The organism is Streptomyces chartreusis NRRL 3882 (assembly GCF_900236475.1).
Classification (GTDB): domain Bacteria; phylum Actinomycetota; class Actinomycetes; order Streptomycetales; family Streptomycetaceae; genus Streptomyces; species Streptomyces chartreusis_D.
The window spans coordinates 1,505,502-1,522,955 of record NZ_LT963352.1; the positions used below are offsets into that span (position 1 = coordinate 1,505,502).

Consider the following 17,454-nt stretch of genomic DNA (forward strand, 5'->3'; position numbering starts at 1 on the left):
GTCGACACAAGCCGGACGACTGCCACCTGGCGGCAGCCGATCTGACGGCAGTCACCTCCGCGGTATCCCTCAAACCGAACGGAGTGTTCCCGTGAAAGTCGCAGTTCTCGGCGCCGGTGCCATCGGCGCCTACGTCGGCGCCGCGCTCCACCGCGCGGGTGCCGACGTGCACCTCATCGCCCGTGGACCGCATCTGGCGGCCATGAGGCAGCACGGAGTCCGGGTGCGCAGCCCGCGCGGCGACTTCACCGCGCACCCCCACGCGACCGACGACCCGGCCGAGGTCGGCCCGGTCGACTTCGTCTTCCTGGGCCTCAAGGCCAACGCGTACGCGGCGTGCGGGCCGCTGATCGCGCCGTTGCTGGGTGACACGACGGCGGTCGTGGCCGCCCAGAACGGCATCCCCTGGTGGTACTTCCACCGGCACGGCGGCCCGTACGACGGCCACCGCGTCGAGAGCGTGGACCCGGACGGCGCGGTCAGCGCGGTGCTCGCGCCCGAACGGGCCATCGGCTGTGTCGTCTACGCGGCGACCGAGCTCGAAGGGCCTGGCGTCGTACGGCACTTGGAAGGGACCCGGTTCTCGATCGGCGAGCCCGACCGCAGCGTCTCCACGCGGTGTGTGGCGCTCAGCGAGGCCATGCAGGCGGGCGGCCTGAAGTGCCCGGTCGAACCGGACCTGCGCAACGACATCTGGCTCAAGCTGCTCGGCAACATCTCCTTCAACCCGATCAGCGCGCTGGCCCGCGCGACCATGCGGCAGATGTGCCTGCACGGCGGCACCCGCAGGGTCATCGAGATCATGATGACCGAGACGCTCGCGGTCGCGAACGCCCTCGGCTGCGAGGTCGGCGTCTCCATCGAGCGCCGGCTCGCGGGCGCCGAGCGGGTCGGCGACCACCGCACCTCCACGCTCCAGGACCTGGAGCGCGGCAAACCGCTCGAACTCGACGTACTCCTCGCGGCGGTCGTCGAGTTGGCGGACATCACCGGCGTGGAGGTGCCCACCCTGCGCACCGTGCACGCCATCTCGGACCTGCTCGCGCTGAGGAGCGCCGCATGAGGAGCGTCGTATGAGGAAACGGCAACCGAAGACCTACACCCGGCTGACGCACCCGCTCGTACGGGACTCCCGCGACGAACCCTTCCGGCGGGCGACCTGGGACGAGGCGCTGGACCGGGCGGCCCGGGGCATCGAGCGCAACCGCGGTGCCTTCGGCATGTTCTCCTGCGCCCGCGCCACCAACGAGATGAACTACGTGGCGCAGAAGTTCGCCCGGGTCGTCATGGGCACCAACAACGTCGACTCCTGCAACCGCACCTGCCACGCCCCGAGCGTGGCGGGCCTGTCGGCGGCGTTCGGCTCGGGCGGCGGGACGTCGTCGTACGAGGAGATCGAGCACACCGACGTCATCGTGATGTGGGGCTCCAACGCCCGCTTCGCGCACCCGATCTTCTTCCAGCACGTGCTGAAGGGGATCAGGAACGGCGCCCGGATGTACGCGGTCGATCCGCGCCGGACGTCGACCGCCGAGTGGGCGGAGAGCTGGCTCGGCCTCAACGTCGGCACCGACATCCCGATGGCCCACGCGATCGGCCGCGAGATCATCCACGCGGGGCTCGCCAACCAGGCGTTCATCGAGCGGGCGACGACCGGCTTCGAGGAGTACGTGCGGCTCGTCGAGCCGTGGACGCTGTCGCTCGCCGAGAAGGTGACGGGCGTACCGGCCGCCGCCATCCGCGAGCTGGCGCACGCCTACGCCCGGGCCGAACGCGCCCAGCTGTGCTGGACCCTCGGCATCACCGAACACCACAACGGCACCGACAACGTCCGCGCCCTGATCAACCTGTCCCTGCTCACCGGGCACGTCGGCCGCTACGGCTCCGGCCTGCAGCCCCTGCGCGGGCAGAACAACGTGCAGGGCGGAGGGGACATGGGGGCGATCCCCAACCGTCTGCCCGGCTTCCAGGACATCCTCGACCCGGAGATCCGGCTGAAGTTCGAGTCGGCCTGGGACACGGTCATCCAGCCGCACTACGGCCTGAACCTCACGGAGATGTTCGAGGCGATGGAGGACGGCACGCTCAAGGCCGTCTACTGCGTCGGCGAGAACCCGGCCCAGTCGGAGGCCGACAGCGAACAGGCCGTCCGGCGGCTGAAGGCCCTCGACTTCCTGGTCGTCCAGGACATCTTCCTCACGAAGACGGCCGAGATCGCGGACGTCGTCCTGCCCGCCACGGCGGGCTGGGCGGAGACCGAGGGCACGACCACCAACAGCGAGCGCCGCGTCCAGCGCGTCCGCAAGGCGGTCACCCCGCCCGGCGAGGCCCGCGAGGACATCGACATCATCTGCGACCTCGCGGCCCGCCTCGGCCACGACTGGAAGTACGCCGACGCCGAGACCGTGTGGAACGAGCTGAGGTCGGTATCGCCCGACCACTACGGCATGACGTACGAGCGTCTGGAGGAGCACCAGGGCATCCAGTGGCCCTGCCCCAGCACCGACGGGCTCGAACCGACCTACCTGCACGGGCGGTTGTGGGAGCCGGACCCCGGCAAACGCGGTCCGCTCGCGCCCTTCGGGATCGTGCAGCACGACCCGCCCGTGGACCTCACCGACGAGGAGTACCCGATCCGGCTCACCACCGGGCGGCGGCTCGACTCGTACAACACCGGGGTGCAGAGCGGCGGTTACGCCTCACCGCTGCGGCGCGGCGAGTACATCGAGCTGTCCCCGGAGGACGCCGAGCGCTACGGGGTCGTGGTGGGCGAGCAGGTGCAGGTGACCTCGCGGCGCGGGTCGGTGACCGCGCCCGTGTGGGTGGACACCGCGCTGCGGCCCGGGCTCGCGTTCATGACCATGCACTTCCCCGACGAGGTGGACACCAACGCGCTGACGATCGAGGCGAACTGCCCGATCGCGGGGACGGCGGAGTTCAAGGCGTCGGCGATCCGGATCGACAAGCTGCCCATCGCGACCATCGTGGGGTGAACGTACGTGGACCTGCACTTCGGTGACAGCAAACCGACGGACGAGGAACGGGCCGCCGTCGACGCCCTGCTCGGGCCTCCGGAGTCCTCCTGGGAGGGCGCCGCCCGCGATGAGATGGGGGCCGCGGATCTGCGGTGGGCCCGTGGCGGGCGCGAGGCCCGGGACCGCCGCGACCTGCTGTTGCCGGGGCTGCACGCGATCAACGACCGGGTCGGCTGGATCAGCGACGGCGCCCTCGACTACCTGTGCCGGCGGCTGACGGTGCCGCCGGCGGAGGCCTACGGGGTCGCCACCTTCTACGCCATGTTCTCCGTCAAGCCGCGTCCGGCGACCGTGCTGCACGTCTGCACCGACCTGGCGTGCGCGGCGGCCGGGGCGCCGGAGCTGTGCGCGGGGATCGAGGAGCGGCTGGGGCCGGGCAGCGGGGTGAGCGTCGAACGCAGCCCGTGCCTCGGCCTGTGCGAACGCGCGCCCGCGGCACTCGCGATCAAGGCCGGGGACCCGGTCCGCACGGCGGTGTCGGCGCCGGCGACCGTGCACGACGCCGTGCTCGCCGCGAGCGCGCCCGACTCGGCGCCCGAGGAGCCGCCCGCCGCCCTGGCGGTGCCCCAGGCCGGGCAGGACGGCCTGATGCTGCTGCACCGGGTCGGCGTGGTCGACCCCGCGTCCCTCGACGACTACCGCGCCCACGGCGGCTACACCGCCCTGCGCCGGGCCTTCGAGCTGGGACCCGCCGGAGTCATCCGCGAGGTCACCGACTCGGGCCTGGTCGGGCGGGGCGGCGCCGCCTTCCCGACCGGCCGCAAGTGGCAGGCCACGGCGTCCCAGCCGGACCATCCGCACCACCTCGTCTGCAACGCCGACGAGTCCGAGCCCGGCACGTTCAAGGACCGCGTGCTCATGGAGGGCGACCCGTACGCGCTCGTCGAGGCGATGACGATCGCCGGCTACGCGACCGGCGCCCACCGGGGCTACCTGTACCTGCGCGGCGAGTACCCGCGCGCCCTGCACCGGCTCGAGCACGCGATCGCGCAGGCACGCTCACGTGGACTGCTCGGCGACGACGTCCTCGGCCAGGGCTACTCCTTCGACATCGAGATCCGGCGCGGCGCCGGCGCCTACATCTGCGGTGAGGAGACGGCCCTGTTCAACTCCATCGAGGGCTACCGGGGCGAGCCCCGCTCGAAGCCGCCGTTCCCCGTGGAGAAGGGCCTGTTCGGCAAACCGACGGTCGAGAACAACGTCGAGACGCTGGTCAACGTCCTGCCGATCCTGAACCTGGGCGCACCCGCCTACGCGGCGATCGGCACGGAGCGCTCGACCGGGCCGAAGCTGTTCTGCGTGTCCGGGACCGTGGAGCGGCCGGGTGTCTACGAGGTGCCGTTCGGCGCGACGCTGGGTGAGGTGCTGGCACTGGCCGGGGTGCGGGACGGGCTGCGGGCGGTGCTGCTCGGCGGGGCGGCCGGCGGTTTCGTCCGGGCCGACGAGCTGGACATCCCGCTCACCTTCGAAGGGACACGGGAGGCGGGCACCACGCTCGGCTCGGGGGTCGTCATGGCCTTCGACGACAGCGTGCCCCTCCCCCGCCTGCTGCTGCGCATCGCGGAGTTCTTCCGCGACGAGTCGTGCGGGCAGTGCGTGCCGTGCCGGGTCGGGACCGTGCGGCAGGAGGAGGCGCTGCACCGGATCGTGGAGCGCGCCGGCGCCGCCGCCGCGGACGACATCGCCTTGCTCAGGGGGGTCGGCCGCGCGATGCGGGACGCCTCGATCTGCGGTCTCGGGCAGACCGCCTGGAACGCCGTGGAATCCGCCATCGACCGTCTGGGGGCGTACGAATGACCGTCACACCGCTGGGGATCCCGCGCCGCATGCTGGAGTTCACGATCGACGGCGAGGAGGCCCGGGTCCCCGAGGGCTCGACGATCCTCGACGCCTGCCGGGCGGCCGGCAAGGACATCCCGACCCTGTGCGAGGGCGACACCCTGCGCCCGAAGAACGCCTGCCGCGTCTGCGTCGTCGAGGTCGAGGGGGCCCGCACCCTCGTCCCGGCCTGCTCCCGCAAGGCCGAGCCGGGCATGGAGGTGCACACCGACAGCGAGCGCGCCCGGCACAGCCGCAAGGTCGTCCTCGAACTGCTGGCGTCCTCCGTCGACCTCTCCACCACCCCGCGGGTCGCCGAGTGGCTCAAGGAGTACGAGGCGAAGCCGGACCGCTTCGGCCCGGACGCGGCCCGGCTCAACGAGGAGCCGAAGGTCGACAACGACCTGTACGTACGCGACTACGACAAGTGCATCCTCTGCTACAAGTGCGTGGACGCCTGCGGCGACCAGTGGCAGAACACCTTCGCGATCTCGGTGGCCGGGCGGGGCTTCGACGCCCGGATCGCCGTGGAGCACGACGCCCCGCTGACCGACTCGGCGTGCGTGTACTGCGGGAACTGCATCGAGGTGTGCCCGACGGGCGCGCTGTCCTTCAAATCCGAGTTCGACATGCGCGCGGCGGGTACGTGGGACGAGTCACGGCAGACCGAGACGACCACGGTGTGCGCGTACTGCGGAGTGGGCTGCAACCTGACGCTGCACGTGCAGGACAATGAGATCGTGAAGGTCACCTCACCGCACGACAACCCGGTGACCCACGGCAACCTCTGCATCAAGGGCCGCTTCGGCTACCAGCACGTACAGAACCGGGACTGATCAGGACATGGGACGAGTCACGGAACGACGCAAGGTGCTCCGCATCCGGGACGGGGCGGTCTCCAGCCGTCCGGACACACTCGTCGCCGAGGAACCCCTGGAGATCCGGCTGAACGGCAAGCCCCTCGCGATCACCATGCGCACCCCCGGCGACGACTTCGCCCTGGCGGCGGGCTTCCTGGTGAGCGAGGGGGTGCTGGGCGGGCAGCAGGACCTCCGGAACATCGTCTACTGCGCCGGGGCGACAGCCGACGGCTCGAACACGTACAACGTGGTCGACGTGCAGACGGCCCCGGGGGTGGTGATTCCCGACATCACGCTGGAACGGAACGTCTACACGACCTCCTCCTGCGGGCTGTGCGGCAAGGCGTCGCTGGACGCCGTGCGCACGACGGCCCGCTGGCCCATCGCCGACACTCCCGCGGTCCGGGTCACTCCCGAGCTGCTCGCGAGCCTGCCCGACCGGCTGCGTGCCGCCCAGCGGGTCTTCGACCGGACCGGCGGTCTGCACGCGGCGGCCCTGTTCTCCGAGGACGGCGAGCTGCTGGACGTCCGGGAGGACGTGGGCCGGCACAACGCGGTCGACAAGCTGGTCGGCCGTGCCCTGCAGAACGGGGAGCTGCCGCTGCCGCGGGCGATCCTGCTCGTCTCGGGCCGGGCCTCGTTCGAGCTGGCGCAGAAGGCCGTGATGGCCGGCATCCCGGTCCTGGCGGCGGTGTCGGCGCCCTCCTCGCTGGCGGTGGACCTGGCAGCCGAGACGGGCCTGACGCTGGTGGGCTTCCTGCGGGGCAGCTCCATGAACGTGTACGCGGGTGAGGACCGCATCGCCCTGCGGGCCGCGGCCGCCCAGGGCTGAGCAGGTTCCCCCGCGACACGGCGGCGGGGCCCCGACCGGCGGGGAGCGCCCCCTGCGCCGCAGGGGCCCCGTCTCGGCCTGCCCTCCCGACGACTGGGGGGCGTGGTCAGTGCGCCGTGTCGGATATCCGGAGCAGCATGCCCGTGAACTGCTCGCGCTCGGCCTGCGACAGCGGTGCGAGCAGCTCGTCGTTGGCCGCGCGGGCCGCCTTCTCGCAGCGCTTGAGCAGTCGGGCTCCCTCCTCGGTGAGGGACACCGCGTTCTTCCGCCGGTCCTTCGGGTCCGGCTCGCGCACCACCAGGCCCGCCGCCTGGAGGTCGTTCAGGATGCCGACCAGGTCCTTGGGGTCCAGCCGGACCCCGCGTCCGAGGTCGGCCTGGGCGACGGGGCCGAGGTCACGGACGGCGGACAGCACCACGTGGTGCCACATCCGCATGTCCTGCTCGGCCAGCGCCGCGGCCACCAGGGCCCGGCCGCGGGCGGCGGCCCGGCCGAGCAGCCAGCTGGGCAGGGAGCGGATCGCGGGGAGGGGAGCTTCCGACATGGCCGCAGCCTAACCAAGAAATCGTTGGTTCTCCCTATGATCCTCCTATACCGTTGGGCATCCCAACGAAATCGTGGGGACCACCAACGACACCCGGAGGTGCGATGCGCCGCGTCCGCTACGAATCCCGAGGCGGCCCCCTGTTCGTGGAGGAGGCACCGGTGCCCGAGCCGGGCCCCGGCGAACTGCTCGTGCGCGCGGAGGCGATCGGCGTCACGCTCCCGGTGGTACGCAAGGTCACCGAGGCGGCGGAGCCGGTCCCGCTCGGCGGCGAGATCGCCGGGGAGGTCACGGCCGTCGGCGAGGGCGTCACCCGCTTCAGTACCGGCGACCGCGTGACGGGGCTCTGCTTCGGCCACGGCTACGCCGACTTCGCGCTCCTGCACGAGGCCATGGCCTCCCCCGTCCCGGCGGACGCCACCGCCGTCGACGCGGTCGCCCTGGTCCGCAGCGGCCTGGTCGCCCTCGGCGCCCTGGAGGCGGCACGGCCGGAGCCGGGCGAAGCGGCCCTGGTCACGGCGGCGGCGAGCGGTGTCGGCCACCTGGCCGTGCAGCTGGCCAGGACGCGGGGCGCCGGACGGGTCGTGGGGGCCGTCTCCGCCCCGGCCAAGGCCGCCTTCGTCCGCGGCCTCGGCGCCGATCACATCGTCACCTACGGCGACGACAGCTGGGGCACCCCGGTCGACTACGCCCTGGACGCGGTCGGCGGGGAGCTGCTCGCCCCGGCCCTCGCCGCGCTCGCCCCGGAGGGACGGCTCGTGGCGTACAGCTCGGGCGGCGGCACCGTCCAGGCGTACGACCTGCTCGTGGGTGCCAAGTCGGTGATCGGGTTCCAGATGGCCCGCATCGCGCGCGGGAAGCCGGAGTTGTACGAGCAGTGGCGCAAGGAGCTGTGGCGGCTGTTCGCCGCCGGAGAGCTGAAGCCCGTCGTCCACGGGGAGTTCGCCCTTCAGGACGCGGCGAAGGCGCACGGGGAGATCGAGGCGAGGGCCAACCTCGGCAAGGTCGTCCTGATCCCCTGACGCACGCTTCTTGTGGGGGGTCTGTGAAGCCAAGTACCGTCTGTGGCCCACACATGGGACGTGGGATGTCCGCTTGTCCGAATGTCCGCTCCCCGGATGTCCGTTCCCATGCCTCGGTGGTCCAGCCGACAGACGCATGAAGGGCAGGTCGCACCATGCCGTCAAGTCTTCGCGCACGCCTGAGATCCACCCTGACAGCCGTTCTCACCGCCGCGGCGCTGCTCACGCCCGCAGGCCCGGCCGGTGCACAACCCGCCACGGACTTACCGGAGTTCGAACAACAGGTCCTCTTCAAGGCCTCCCAGGACCCCGGTTACGCGTGCTTCCGGATCCCCGCGATCGTGCGGACGACGGCCGGCACGCTGCTCGCCTTCGCCGAGGGCCGCGTCCTCAACTGCGGTGACGCGGCCGACATCGACATCGTCCTCAAGCGCTCCACCGACGGCGGCCGCACCTGGGGACCGCTCCAGGTCGTCAACGAGGGCGCGGGCGACACGCACGGCAACCCGGCGCCCGTCGTGGACCGCAGGACCGGCCGGATCCTGCTGGCCGAGACGTACAACACGGGCCGTACGGACGCCGGCAACTGCTCCGTCCCCTGCGACCGCACCCCGCATCTCCAGTACAGCGACGACGACGGCCGGACCTGGTCCGAGCCGCGCGACCTGAGCGGCGAGATCCTGCCCGGGCACTGGAACTCCTGGTACGCCACCGGGCCCGTGCACGGCATCCAGCTCAGCCGCGGGAAGCACGCCGGGCGGTTGGTGTTCGGCGTCAACACCGAGACGTGGGACGGCAGCAGGGTCACCGCGAACCACGCCGCGCTCATCGTCAGCGACGACGGGGGCGACACGTGGCGGATCGGTGCCACGGACTCCTGGCCGATAGCGCAGGACGGCACGTTCCGGCAGAAGCCGTCGGAGGTGACGCTCACCGAACGCGCCGACGGCGCCCTCCTCGTCAGCGGCCGGGAACAGGACGGCACCGACCCGGGCCACCGCTCCCAGACCCTCAGCCGGGACGGCGGCGACAGCTTCGCCACGCCCTTCCGCGGCCTCCCGGACCTCTACACGCCACAGGTCCAGGGCGCGACACTGCGCCTCGGCGACAGGCTCCTGCTGTCGGCCCCGGCCGATCCCGACCGCCGCCGGACGATGATGGTCCGCTCCTCCTACGACGGCGGGCGCACCTGGGACAGCGTGGACCGGGGCACGGTCGTCACCACGGACTGGTCCGGCTACTCCGACATGGCGGCGGTCGACGCCTCGACGGTGGGCCTGCTGTACGAGGGCGGCGCGGTCGACGCCCGCGACGAGATCCGCTTCGCCCGCTTCACCGAGGACTGGCTGGAACCGCGCCGTGGCGCCGACCCGACCACCCGCGACGTCGCGCCGGGCGCGCGGCCCGCGGCGGTGCTCGGCGGTGCCGGGCGAACGGCCGGCGTCCGCGGCGGTGCGCTGTCCTTCGACGGCGCCGACGACGCCGTGCGCCTGCCGTACCGGTCCCGGCTGGCGCTCGCCGACGGCGACTTCACGGCCTCGCTGTTCTTCCGCTACACCGCCACGACCGGCGAACAGCCCTTCCTGTGGATGGGCGGCATCGGCAACAGCCAGCCGCAGGTCTGGCTGCGCGGGGAGCCGGCGAGCGACCGGGTGCGGGCACTCATCACCACCCGGTCGGGCGCGACGACCGTCCGGACGGCCTCGGTGTCGACCGCCGGCGCCCACAACGACGGCCGCTGGCACCACCTGGTCCTGCGCCGGGGCGGCGGGAACCTGACCCTCTTCCTCGACGGCACACCGGTCAGCACCCCGGACGTGCCGGGCTCGGTCAGCCGTAACTCCCCGTTCGGCGTGCACATCGGCCAGCGCATGGACAGCCGGGCGTTCCTGACGGGGGCCATCGACGACGTCCGCGTCTGGAACCGGGCCCTGACCGACGGGGAGTTGACCGCCGCCACCAAGGACGCCGCCACGAGGGGCACGGTGCTGTGGCTCCCCATGGACCAGGTGAGCGGCAGCCACTAACGTCACCCAGCGTGCCCGACGACGCAGGTGCAGCACGAGCACGGCAGCGCACGGGAACCGGGATCGGCCTGCTGCTGGTCCTGGTTCTCGGGGCCGCGCTGCTCATCGCCCTCCCCGAGGAGGAGAGTCCGCACGACGACACCGCCTGCCGGGCGCGCACGGTCCGCTCCTGGCAGCAGGACGACGGCCTCACCGCCGAGTTCGCCCGCTACGGCGACGACGCGACCCGCACCGACGACTGGACCGGCGGCGACGGAACCCACTCGGTGCGGCTGCCGGACGGCCGGGTGCTGTGGCTGTTCTCGGACACCTACCTGGGCCGCGTCCACGGCCCGCCCAACCCGGCCGGCGAGTCCCACGCCTGGCGGGACACCACCGCGCCGCTGGTGCGCAACTCGGCCGTGCTGATGCGCGACGGACGGCTGGAGACCACCCTCCCCGCCCCGCTCTTCCCCGACCCGGCGCCGAACCAGTGGCGCTGGCCGGTCGCCGCCCGCGTCGAACCCCGCTCCCCCGGCTCCTCGGAGCAGGTCGTCCGGGTACTGCTGTGGGTGCGCACGGCCGGCCAGGCCCCGTGGATCTACGGCGTGCCCACCGCGACCGAGGTCGCCACGCTGTCGCTGCCCGAGCTGCGCCTGGAGTCGGTCGTCAAGGTGCTCGACCAGCAGCTGGTCCCCGACCCGTCCCGGCGGGTGCTGTTCGGCACGACGCTGGTCGAGGAGGACGGCTGGAGTTACGTCTTCGGCGGTGACGACGGCCGGGCCGCCTCCCGCCCGGCCTCGCACGCGTACGTGGCGCGGGTGCCGGAGGGCGGGCTCGGGGATCCGGCGGCCTGGCGGTACTGGACCGGCTCGGCGTGGGCGGCCGGCGCCCGCCCCCGGCCGGTGCTCGGGGACGGGCAGCGCAGGGGCGTGGGCAGCGCGTTCTCGGTCGTCCGGGACGGCGGGACGTACGTGCTGTTCACGATGGCCGCGGGCACCAAGGGCCTGACCACCGTCGCCTCGTACTGGGCGTGTTCCCCGGCCGGGCCGTGGCACGGGCCCGCGAAGGAGTTCAGCCCGTCGCTGCCGCAGGGCCAGGTGGCCGCCTACAACCCGCAGGCGCACCCGGTGCTGAGCGGCGGCGGGCGTCTCGTGCTGAGCTACGACGTCAACTGGCTGGAGACGACGGGCGCCGCCGCCCAGCTCAGCCGGAACGTGTCCCTGTACCGACCGCGGTTCGTGGCGCTGCGGCTGGCTCCGCCGCGGTGACCTCCGGGCGCGGGTCGTGCGAGCGGCGCTTGGCGATCACCGCGCAGACCATCAGCTGCATCTGGTGGAAGAGCATCAGCGGCAGCACGGCCAGCGAGGCCTGCGCGCCGAACAGGACGCTCGCCATCGGCAGTCCGGCGGCCAGGGACTTCTTCGAACCGGCGAACTGGAGGGTGATCCGGTCCTCCCGACGGAAGCCCAGCGCCTTGCCGCCGTACCAGCTCAGCAGCAGCATCACGGCGAGGATCACGGCCTCGACGACGAGCAGCCCGGCCAGCCGGAGGGGGCTGACCTGGTGCCAGATGCCCTGGACCATGCCCTGGCTGAACGCGGTGTAGACGACGAGCAGGATCGAGCCGCGGTCCACGAGTCCGAGGATCTTCTTGTGACGGGTGATGAAGCCGCCGATCCAGCGGCGCAGCAGTTGCCCGGCGAGGAACGGCACGAGCAGTTGCAGCACGATCTTCAGCAGCGAGTCGGCGGAGAACCCGCCGCCGCTGCCGCCGAGCAGCGAGGCCGCGAGCAGCGGGGTGGCGACGATCCCGACGAGGGAGGAGAAGGAGCCCGCGCAGATCGCGGCGGGCACGTTGCCGCGGGCCATCGAGGTGAAGGCGATCGAGGACTGCACGGTCGACGGGACGAGCGTGAGGAAGAGCAGGCCCTGGTACAGCGGGTGCGTCAGGATCACCGGCACCAGCCCGCGGGCCGCCAGGCCGAGCAGCGGGAAGACGACGAAGGTGCAGGCCAGGACGGTGACGTGGAGCCGCCAGTGGCGCAGGCCGTCCAGTGCCTCACGGGTGGACAGCCGGGCGCCGTAGAGGAAGAACAGCAGGGCGATCGCCGCCGTGGAGGCACCCGACGCGACATCGGCGACCGTCCCGCGGGCCGGGAACAGTGCGGCGACACCCACCGTCCCGAGGAGGAGGAGGATGTACGGGTCGATCGGCATCCGACGCGGTCGGCGCAGGCGTTTCACGGTGCTCCACTTGCTCAGTACGTACAGGCGGTACAGGGCCGGTACGGCCCCCTTCCATCCTGCTCCTCACCCCGGCGATCGGGAATCCCGCACACCGCTCTCACTGTCATCACGTTCCGCGATAACCTGGGAGGCATGTACGACCCGTCCCATCTGCGCACCTTCCTGTCGGTGGCACAGACGCTGAGCTTCACGCAGGCCGCCCGCCGGCTCGGGCTGCGGCAGTCCACCGTCAGCCAGCACGTGCGGCGGCTGGAGGACGCCACGGGGCGGACGCTGTTCTCCCGGGACACGCACTCGGTGGAGCTCACGGAGGACGGCGAGGCCATGCTCGGGTTCGCGCGCCGGATCCTGGAGGTGCACGAGCAGGCGACGGCGTTCTTCACGGGCACCCGGCTGCGCGGCCGGCTGCGCTTCGGCGCGTCGGAGGACTTCGTGCTGACCCGGCTGCCGGAGATCCTCGAGGGCTTCCGGCACGACCACCCGGAGGTCGACCTGGAGCTGACGGTCGAGCTGTCGGGCACGCTGCACGAGCAGCTCGCCGCCGGGAAGCTGGACCTCGTCCTGGCCAAGCGGCGCCCCGAGGACCCGCGCGGCGAGCTGGTCCGGCACGACAGCCTGGTGTGGATCGGCGCGGAGCGCCTCCGGCTCGACCCGGACCGGCCCGTGCCGCTCATCGTCTATCCGCCGCCGGGCATCACCCGCGCGCTCGCCCTGGAGGCACTGGAGCGACAGGGCCGCGAATGGCGCGTGGTGTGCACGAGCGGCAGCCTCAACGGCCTCGTCGCGGCGGCCCGGGCGGGGCTCGGGGTGATGGCCCACTCCCGCGGCCTCATCCCGCCGGGCCTGGTCCGGGTCCCGGACCGGGCGGGGCTGCCGGAGCTGGGGCAGGTCGACTTCGTCGTGGTCCACGGCCGGCGGCGCTCCTCCGCCCAGGGCGCGGCGGATGCCCTGGCCGCGGCGATCCTGGCTGGCGGCGACCGGCTGAACCGGAGTGACGAAATCCGCCTCCGGGGCGCTGACACAAGAGACGACCGGACGCCGCACGCGAGGAGCCTCGCGCCGTAACCGGGTCGTACAGATTCGGTGGAGATTACGGCACCGAAACTTACTCAACCGTCAGGATTCTGTCCGACCCTTCCCCATGTGAGCGTATTTTCCCTCCCTGACCAGCGCGGACAAGAGCGCCGCTCGCCCTTTCCGCCCCTCCCGCCCTCTGCCCGGTTGGGGTAGCTTTCACGGCGCTGTGCGGAGCGTCACTCAACCGAAGCGCTGAGGAGCGGGGAGCGGGGTTTGCGCGAGTTCACCAACCCTCCGTTGGCGTTGGCACCTCCGGTGGGCGGTCTGGCCGACGTGGTCTTCCAGCATGCCCGGGAGGACCCGCTGCACATCGCGCTGGGCCGCAAGGACGAGTCCGGGCAGTGGCGGGACGTCACCAGCGCCGAGTTCCGCGACGAGGTGCTCGCCCTGGCCAAAGGCCTGCTGGCGAGCGGCATCCGGTTCGGCGACCGGGTCGCGATCATGTCCCGCACGCGCTACGAGTGGACCCTGTTCGACTACGCGCTGTGGACGATCGGCGCCCAGGTCGTGCCGGTCTACCCGACGTCCTCGGCCGAGCAGTGCTTCTGGATGCTGTACGACGCCGAGGTGACGGCCGCGGTCGTGGAGCACGAGGACCACGCGATGACGATCGCGACCGTCATCGACCGGCTGCCCCAGCTGCGCCGCCTGTGGCAGCTCGACTCCGGCGCCGTGCACGAGCTGTACGACGCCGGCGCGCACCTCGACGACGAGGTGGTGCACCGCCACCGGCAGGCCGTCACCCCCGACTCGGTCGCCACGATCATCTACACCTCGGGCACCACCGGCCGCCCCAAGGGCTGTGTCATCACGCACGGCAACTTCATGTACGAGGCGGACACCGTCATCGAGCGCTGGGAGCCGGTGTTCCACTCCAAGCGGGGCGACGAGGCCGCCACCCTGCTGTTCCTGCCGCTCGCCCACGTCTTCGGGCGGATGGTCCAGGTCGCCGGGATCCGCGGCAAGGTGAAGTTCGGCCATCAGCCGCAGCTGAACGCGGCGGCCCTGCTGCCCGACCTGGCCGCGTTCAGGCCGACGTTCTTCCTGGCCGTGCCGTACATCTTCGAGAAGGTGTTCAACGCGGCCCGCCGCAAGGCCGAGAAGGAGGGGCGCTCCGGCCCGTTCGAGAAGGCCGTCGACATCGCCATCAAGTACGCGGACGCGATGGAGGCGAAGGCCTGGGGCACCGGCCCCGGCCCGTCCGCCGGCCTGCGCATGCAGCACCAGTTGTTCGACAAGCTCGTCTACGCCAAGATCCGCGCCGCGATGGGCGGCCGTATCAAGCACGCCATGTCGGGCGGCTCGGCGATGGACCGGCGGCTCGGCCTGTTCTTCGCCGGGGCGGGCGTGCACATCTACGAGGGCTACGGCCTGACCGAGTCCACGGCCGCCGCGACCGCCAACCCGCCCGGACGCACCCGGTTCGGCACCGTCGGGCAGCCCATTCCCGGCATGACCGTGCACATCGCGGACGACGGCGAGATCTGGCTGCACGGCCAGAACGTCTTCCAGGGGTACCTCAACAACCCCAAGGCGACCGACGAGACCCTGCACGACGGCTGGCTGGCCACCGGCGACCTAGGCGCGCTCGACGAGGACGGCTACCTCACCATCACCGGCCGCAAGAAGGAGATCCTGGTCACATCGGGCGGCAAGAGTGTTTCGCCCGGTGTGCTGGAGGAACGCGTCCGTGACCATCCGCTGGTCAACCAGTGCATCGTCGTCGGCAACGACCGCCCGTACATCGCGGCCCTCGTGACCCTCGACCAGGAGGCCGTGGAGCACTGGCTGACGATGCGGGGCAAGCCGCGGATGTCCGCGGCGGAGCTGGTGCGCGACGCGGACCTGGAGACGGAGGTGCGACGCGCGGTGGTCGCGGCCAACACCCTTGTCTCGCAGGCCGAGTCGATCCGCACCTTCCGCATCCTGGCGCAGCCGTTCACCGAGGAGCACGGGCTGCTGACCCCGTCCCTGAAGCTGAAGCGGAAGGCGATCGAGAAGGCGTACGAGAACGAGGTCGAGGCACTGTACCGGGCATGAATTGCCAGGTGACAGGTGAATCACACGCCTGAATTCTCCCGTCAGGAATGCATCACGGCTCGTGATCGTTGACGATGGGAGGCACACCTGACCACAAACCGAAGGATCGAGAGCTCGTGAGCAAGGTCCCCCCGATCATCCTGAACAACGGCGTCGAGATGCCCCAGCTGGGCTTCGGTGTCTGGCAGGTGCCGGACGACGAGGCCGAGTCGGCCGTCGCGACGGCGCTGGAGGCCGGGTACCGCAGCATCGACACAGCGGCGATCTACGGCAACGAGGAGGGCACCGGCAAGGCCATCACCGCGTCCGGTCTCCCCCGCGAGGAGCTCTTCGTCACCACGAAGCTGTGGAACGCCGACCAGGGGTACGACTCCACGCTGCGCGCCTTCGACACGTCGCTGGAGAAGCTCGGCCTGGACTTCGTCGACCTCTACCTGATCCACTGGCCGCTGCCGGCCCGGGGTACCTACGTCGACACGTACAAGGCGTTCGAGAAGCTGCACGCCGACGGCCGGATCCGGGCCATCGGTGTCTCCAACTTCCTTCCCGAGCACCTGGAGCGGCTGATCGGCGAGACGTCGGTCATCCCGGCCGTGAACCAGATCGAGCTGCACCCGCACCTCCAGCAGAGCGCCGCCCGCGAGTATCACGCGGAGCAGGGCATCGCCACGGAGGCCTGGTCGCCGCTCGGCCAGGGCAAGGGCCTGCTGGAGGTCCCGGCGATCGTGGCCATCGCCCGGAAGCACAACCGGACTCCGGCCCAGGTCGTCCTGCGCTGGCACATCCAGCTGGGCAACGTGGTCATCCCGAAGTCCGTGACGCCGGCGCGGATCAAGGAGAACATCGAGGTCTTCGACTTCAGCCTGGACACCGAGGACCTGGCGGCCATCAGCGCCCTCAACGAGAACCGCCGTTTGGGCCCGGACCCGGCGACGTTCGACGGCGCCTGAGCGGTATCCGCCCCTCGCCCCCACGACTGCCCGCAGCCGCTCGGCTGCGGGCAGTCCGCGTTGGGGCGGCGCCCGCCCCAACGCCCGTCACTACCCCGCCCGGACCGCCGTGTGCACCGTGTGGGCCTCCAGGACGAACACGTCCGGGCGACGGTGCAGGCTCGCCTCGTCGTCGGGGTCGAGGAGCCGGTCGAGGGTCGCGAGGTCGTCCGCGTCGAGCCCGTCCGTCAGCCGCTCCCGCAGGTGCGACAGGGACGCCACGACATAGGCACGGGCCCGGTCCGAGGCGGGGGCGGGGAGGTCGAGCAGGAAGGTGTGCGTCCGGGTGTGCTTCAGGCCCGCGGCGGCCAGCAGAGCCGGCCAGTCCTCCGCCACCGCGACATGGCCCGGCAGCTCCGCACGCATCCGTGTGAACCACTCCGCCTCCACCGCGTCGATCCGCGCCTGGAGCCCGGGCCTGCCGATGCCGATGTCGCGCGGCAGGAACCGCGGGGGCAGTCCGCCCTCCATGAGCGCGAGGGTGCCGCCGGGGGCCAGCCGCGCGGCGAAGGCGGTGAGGGCGGCCCGCTGGTCGCCCAGGTGGTGCAGACTGCGGCTCGCCCAGAGCAGGTCGGCAGGGTAGTCCAGCTCGTCGAGCACGTCCGGGAGTTCGCCGGCGATCGTTGCGAAGCGGTCGGCGACCCCCAGCCGCCCGGCCCGGGCCCGCGCCCGCTCCAGCAGCGGCTCGGAGCCGTCCACCGCGACGATCCGCGCGCCCGGGAACGTCTCGGCGAACAGGCAGGACACGACGCCCGGCCCGCTGCCCGCGTCGACGATCAGGCCCGGCTCGGTCACCTCCTGCGCCAGCCAGGCCATGGCCCGCTCGTACAGGGACGCGAACAGCTCCGCCTGGGACTCCAGCCTCGGGCCCATCTCGGCCCAGTCGATGTCCGTGGGGCCGTGGTGATGTCCGTGGCCGTGCCGGGACTCGTGGTTGTGGTCGTGGTCGTGCGCCATGGTGGTCAGCCTCTCCCTCGGATG

14 protein-coding genes are annotated in these 17,454 nt (G+C 71.9%); 11 read left to right on the forward strand and 3 right to left on the reverse strand.

The window, feature by feature from the left end; translation table 11 throughout:
* Window positions 1–91 precede the first annotated feature (91 nt).
* From SCNRRL3882_RS06775 to fdhD, 5 genes are read left to right on the forward strand one after another with little or no spacing between them, the layout of a single operon-like run.
* Window positions 92–1,063, forward strand: coding sequence for a 2-dehydropantoate 2-reductase (locus tag SCNRRL3882_RS06775; RefSeq protein WP_010045943.1), 972 nt, complete (start codon window positions 92–94; stop codon window positions 1,061–1,063).
* Window positions 1,064–1,073: 10 nt separating this feature from the next.
* Entirely contained in the window at window positions 1,074–2,993 is a 1,920-nt protein-coding gene (locus SCNRRL3882_RS06780; RefSeq protein WP_010045944.1) for a molybdopterin oxidoreductase family protein, read from the forward strand.
* A 6-nt stretch (window positions 2,994–2,999) separates the two neighbouring features.
* On the forward strand, window positions 3,000–4,832 hold the full coding sequence (locus SCNRRL3882_RS06785; protein ID WP_010045945.1) for an NAD(P)H-dependent oxidoreductase subunit E: 1,833 nt from the start codon (window positions 3,000–3,002) through the stop codon (window positions 4,830–4,832).
* Entirely contained in the window at window positions 4,829–5,689 is an 861-nt protein-coding gene (locus tag SCNRRL3882_RS06790) for a 2Fe-2S iron-sulfur cluster-binding protein (protein ID WP_010045946.1), read from the forward strand. Before SCNRRL3882_RS06785 ends, SCNRRL3882_RS06790 begins: the two co-directional genes overlap by 4 nt.
* A gap of 7 nt (window positions 5,690–5,696) precedes the next feature.
* Entirely contained in the window at window positions 5,697–6,545 is an 849-nt protein-coding gene (gene fdhD, locus SCNRRL3882_RS06795; RefSeq protein ID WP_010045947.1) for a formate dehydrogenase accessory sulfurtransferase FdhD, read from the forward strand.
* 106 nt (window positions 6,546–6,651) lie between these two features.
* Here the strand turns inward: fdhD and SCNRRL3882_RS06800 are convergent, their stop codons facing one another.
* Window positions 6,652–7,089, reverse strand: coding sequence for a MarR family winged helix-turn-helix transcriptional regulator (locus SCNRRL3882_RS06800; RefSeq protein ID WP_010045950.1), 438 nt, complete (start codon window positions 7,087–7,089; stop codon window positions 6,652–6,654).
* 104 nt (window positions 7,090–7,193) lie between these two features.
* Here SCNRRL3882_RS06800 and SCNRRL3882_RS06805 point away from each other — a divergent pair, with 104 nt between their 5' ends.
* From SCNRRL3882_RS06805 to SCNRRL3882_RS06815, 3 genes are all read left to right on the forward strand, one after another.
* Complete coding sequence (locus tag SCNRRL3882_RS06805; protein ID WP_010045952.1) at window positions 7,194–8,111, forward strand: quinone oxidoreductase family protein; 918 nt, start codon at window positions 7,194–7,196, stop codon at window positions 8,109–8,111.
* 155 nt (window positions 8,112–8,266) lie between these two features.
* Window positions 8,267–10,138 carry an exo-alpha-sialidase gene (locus SCNRRL3882_RS06810; RefSeq protein WP_010045956.1) on the forward strand — a complete coding sequence of 624 codons (1,872 nt, stop codon included), beginning with the start codon at window positions 8,267–8,269 and terminating at the stop codon, window positions 10,136–10,138.
* Between the two features lie 11 nt (window positions 10,139–10,149).
* Window positions 10,150–11,388 (forward strand): DUF4185 domain-containing protein, encoded by a 1,239-nt coding sequence (locus SCNRRL3882_RS06815; RefSeq protein ID WP_010045958.1) that lies wholly within the window; start codon window positions 10,150–10,152, stop codon window positions 11,386–11,388.
* Here SCNRRL3882_RS06815 and SCNRRL3882_RS06820 read toward each other — a convergent pair.
* On the reverse strand, window positions 11,324–12,337 hold the full coding sequence (locus SCNRRL3882_RS06820; protein ID WP_010045960.1) for a bile acid:sodium symporter family protein: 1,014 nt from the start codon (window positions 12,335–12,337) through the stop codon (window positions 11,324–11,326). The two genes, SCNRRL3882_RS06815 and SCNRRL3882_RS06820, sit on opposite strands and share 65 nt — an antisense overlap.
* A 162-nt stretch (window positions 12,338–12,499) precedes the next feature.
* Between SCNRRL3882_RS06820 and SCNRRL3882_RS06825 the strand changes: the two genes are divergently transcribed.
* The 3 genes from SCNRRL3882_RS06825 (at window position 12,500) to SCNRRL3882_RS06835 (ending at window position 16,434) form a co-directional block, all read left to right on the forward strand.
* On the forward strand, window positions 12,500–13,432 hold the full coding sequence (locus tag SCNRRL3882_RS06825) for a LysR substrate-binding domain-containing protein (protein ID WP_010045962.1): 933 nt from the start codon (window positions 12,500–12,502) through the stop codon (window positions 13,430–13,432).
* Window positions 13,433–13,657: 225 nt separating this feature from the next.
* The gene (locus tag SCNRRL3882_RS06830) at window positions 13,658–15,484 is read left to right on the forward strand and encodes an AMP-dependent synthetase/ligase (protein WP_010045964.1); all 1,827 of its coding nucleotides are present in this window, start codon (window positions 13,658–13,660) and stop codon (window positions 15,482–15,484) included.
* Window positions 15,485–15,558: 74 nt separating this feature from the next.
* Window positions 15,559–16,434 (forward strand): aldo/keto reductase, encoded by an 876-nt coding sequence (locus SCNRRL3882_RS06835; protein ID WP_050810319.1) that lies wholly within the window; start codon window positions 15,559–15,561, stop codon window positions 16,432–16,434.
* 90 nt (window positions 16,435–16,524) lie between these two features.
* Here SCNRRL3882_RS06835 and SCNRRL3882_RS06840 read toward each other — a convergent pair whose 3' ends face one another.
* On the reverse strand, window positions 16,525–17,430 hold the full coding sequence (locus SCNRRL3882_RS06840; RefSeq protein ID WP_010045969.1) for a class I SAM-dependent methyltransferase: 906 nt from the start codon (window positions 17,428–17,430) through the stop codon (window positions 16,525–16,527).
* Window positions 17,431–17,454 lie beyond the last annotated feature (24 nt).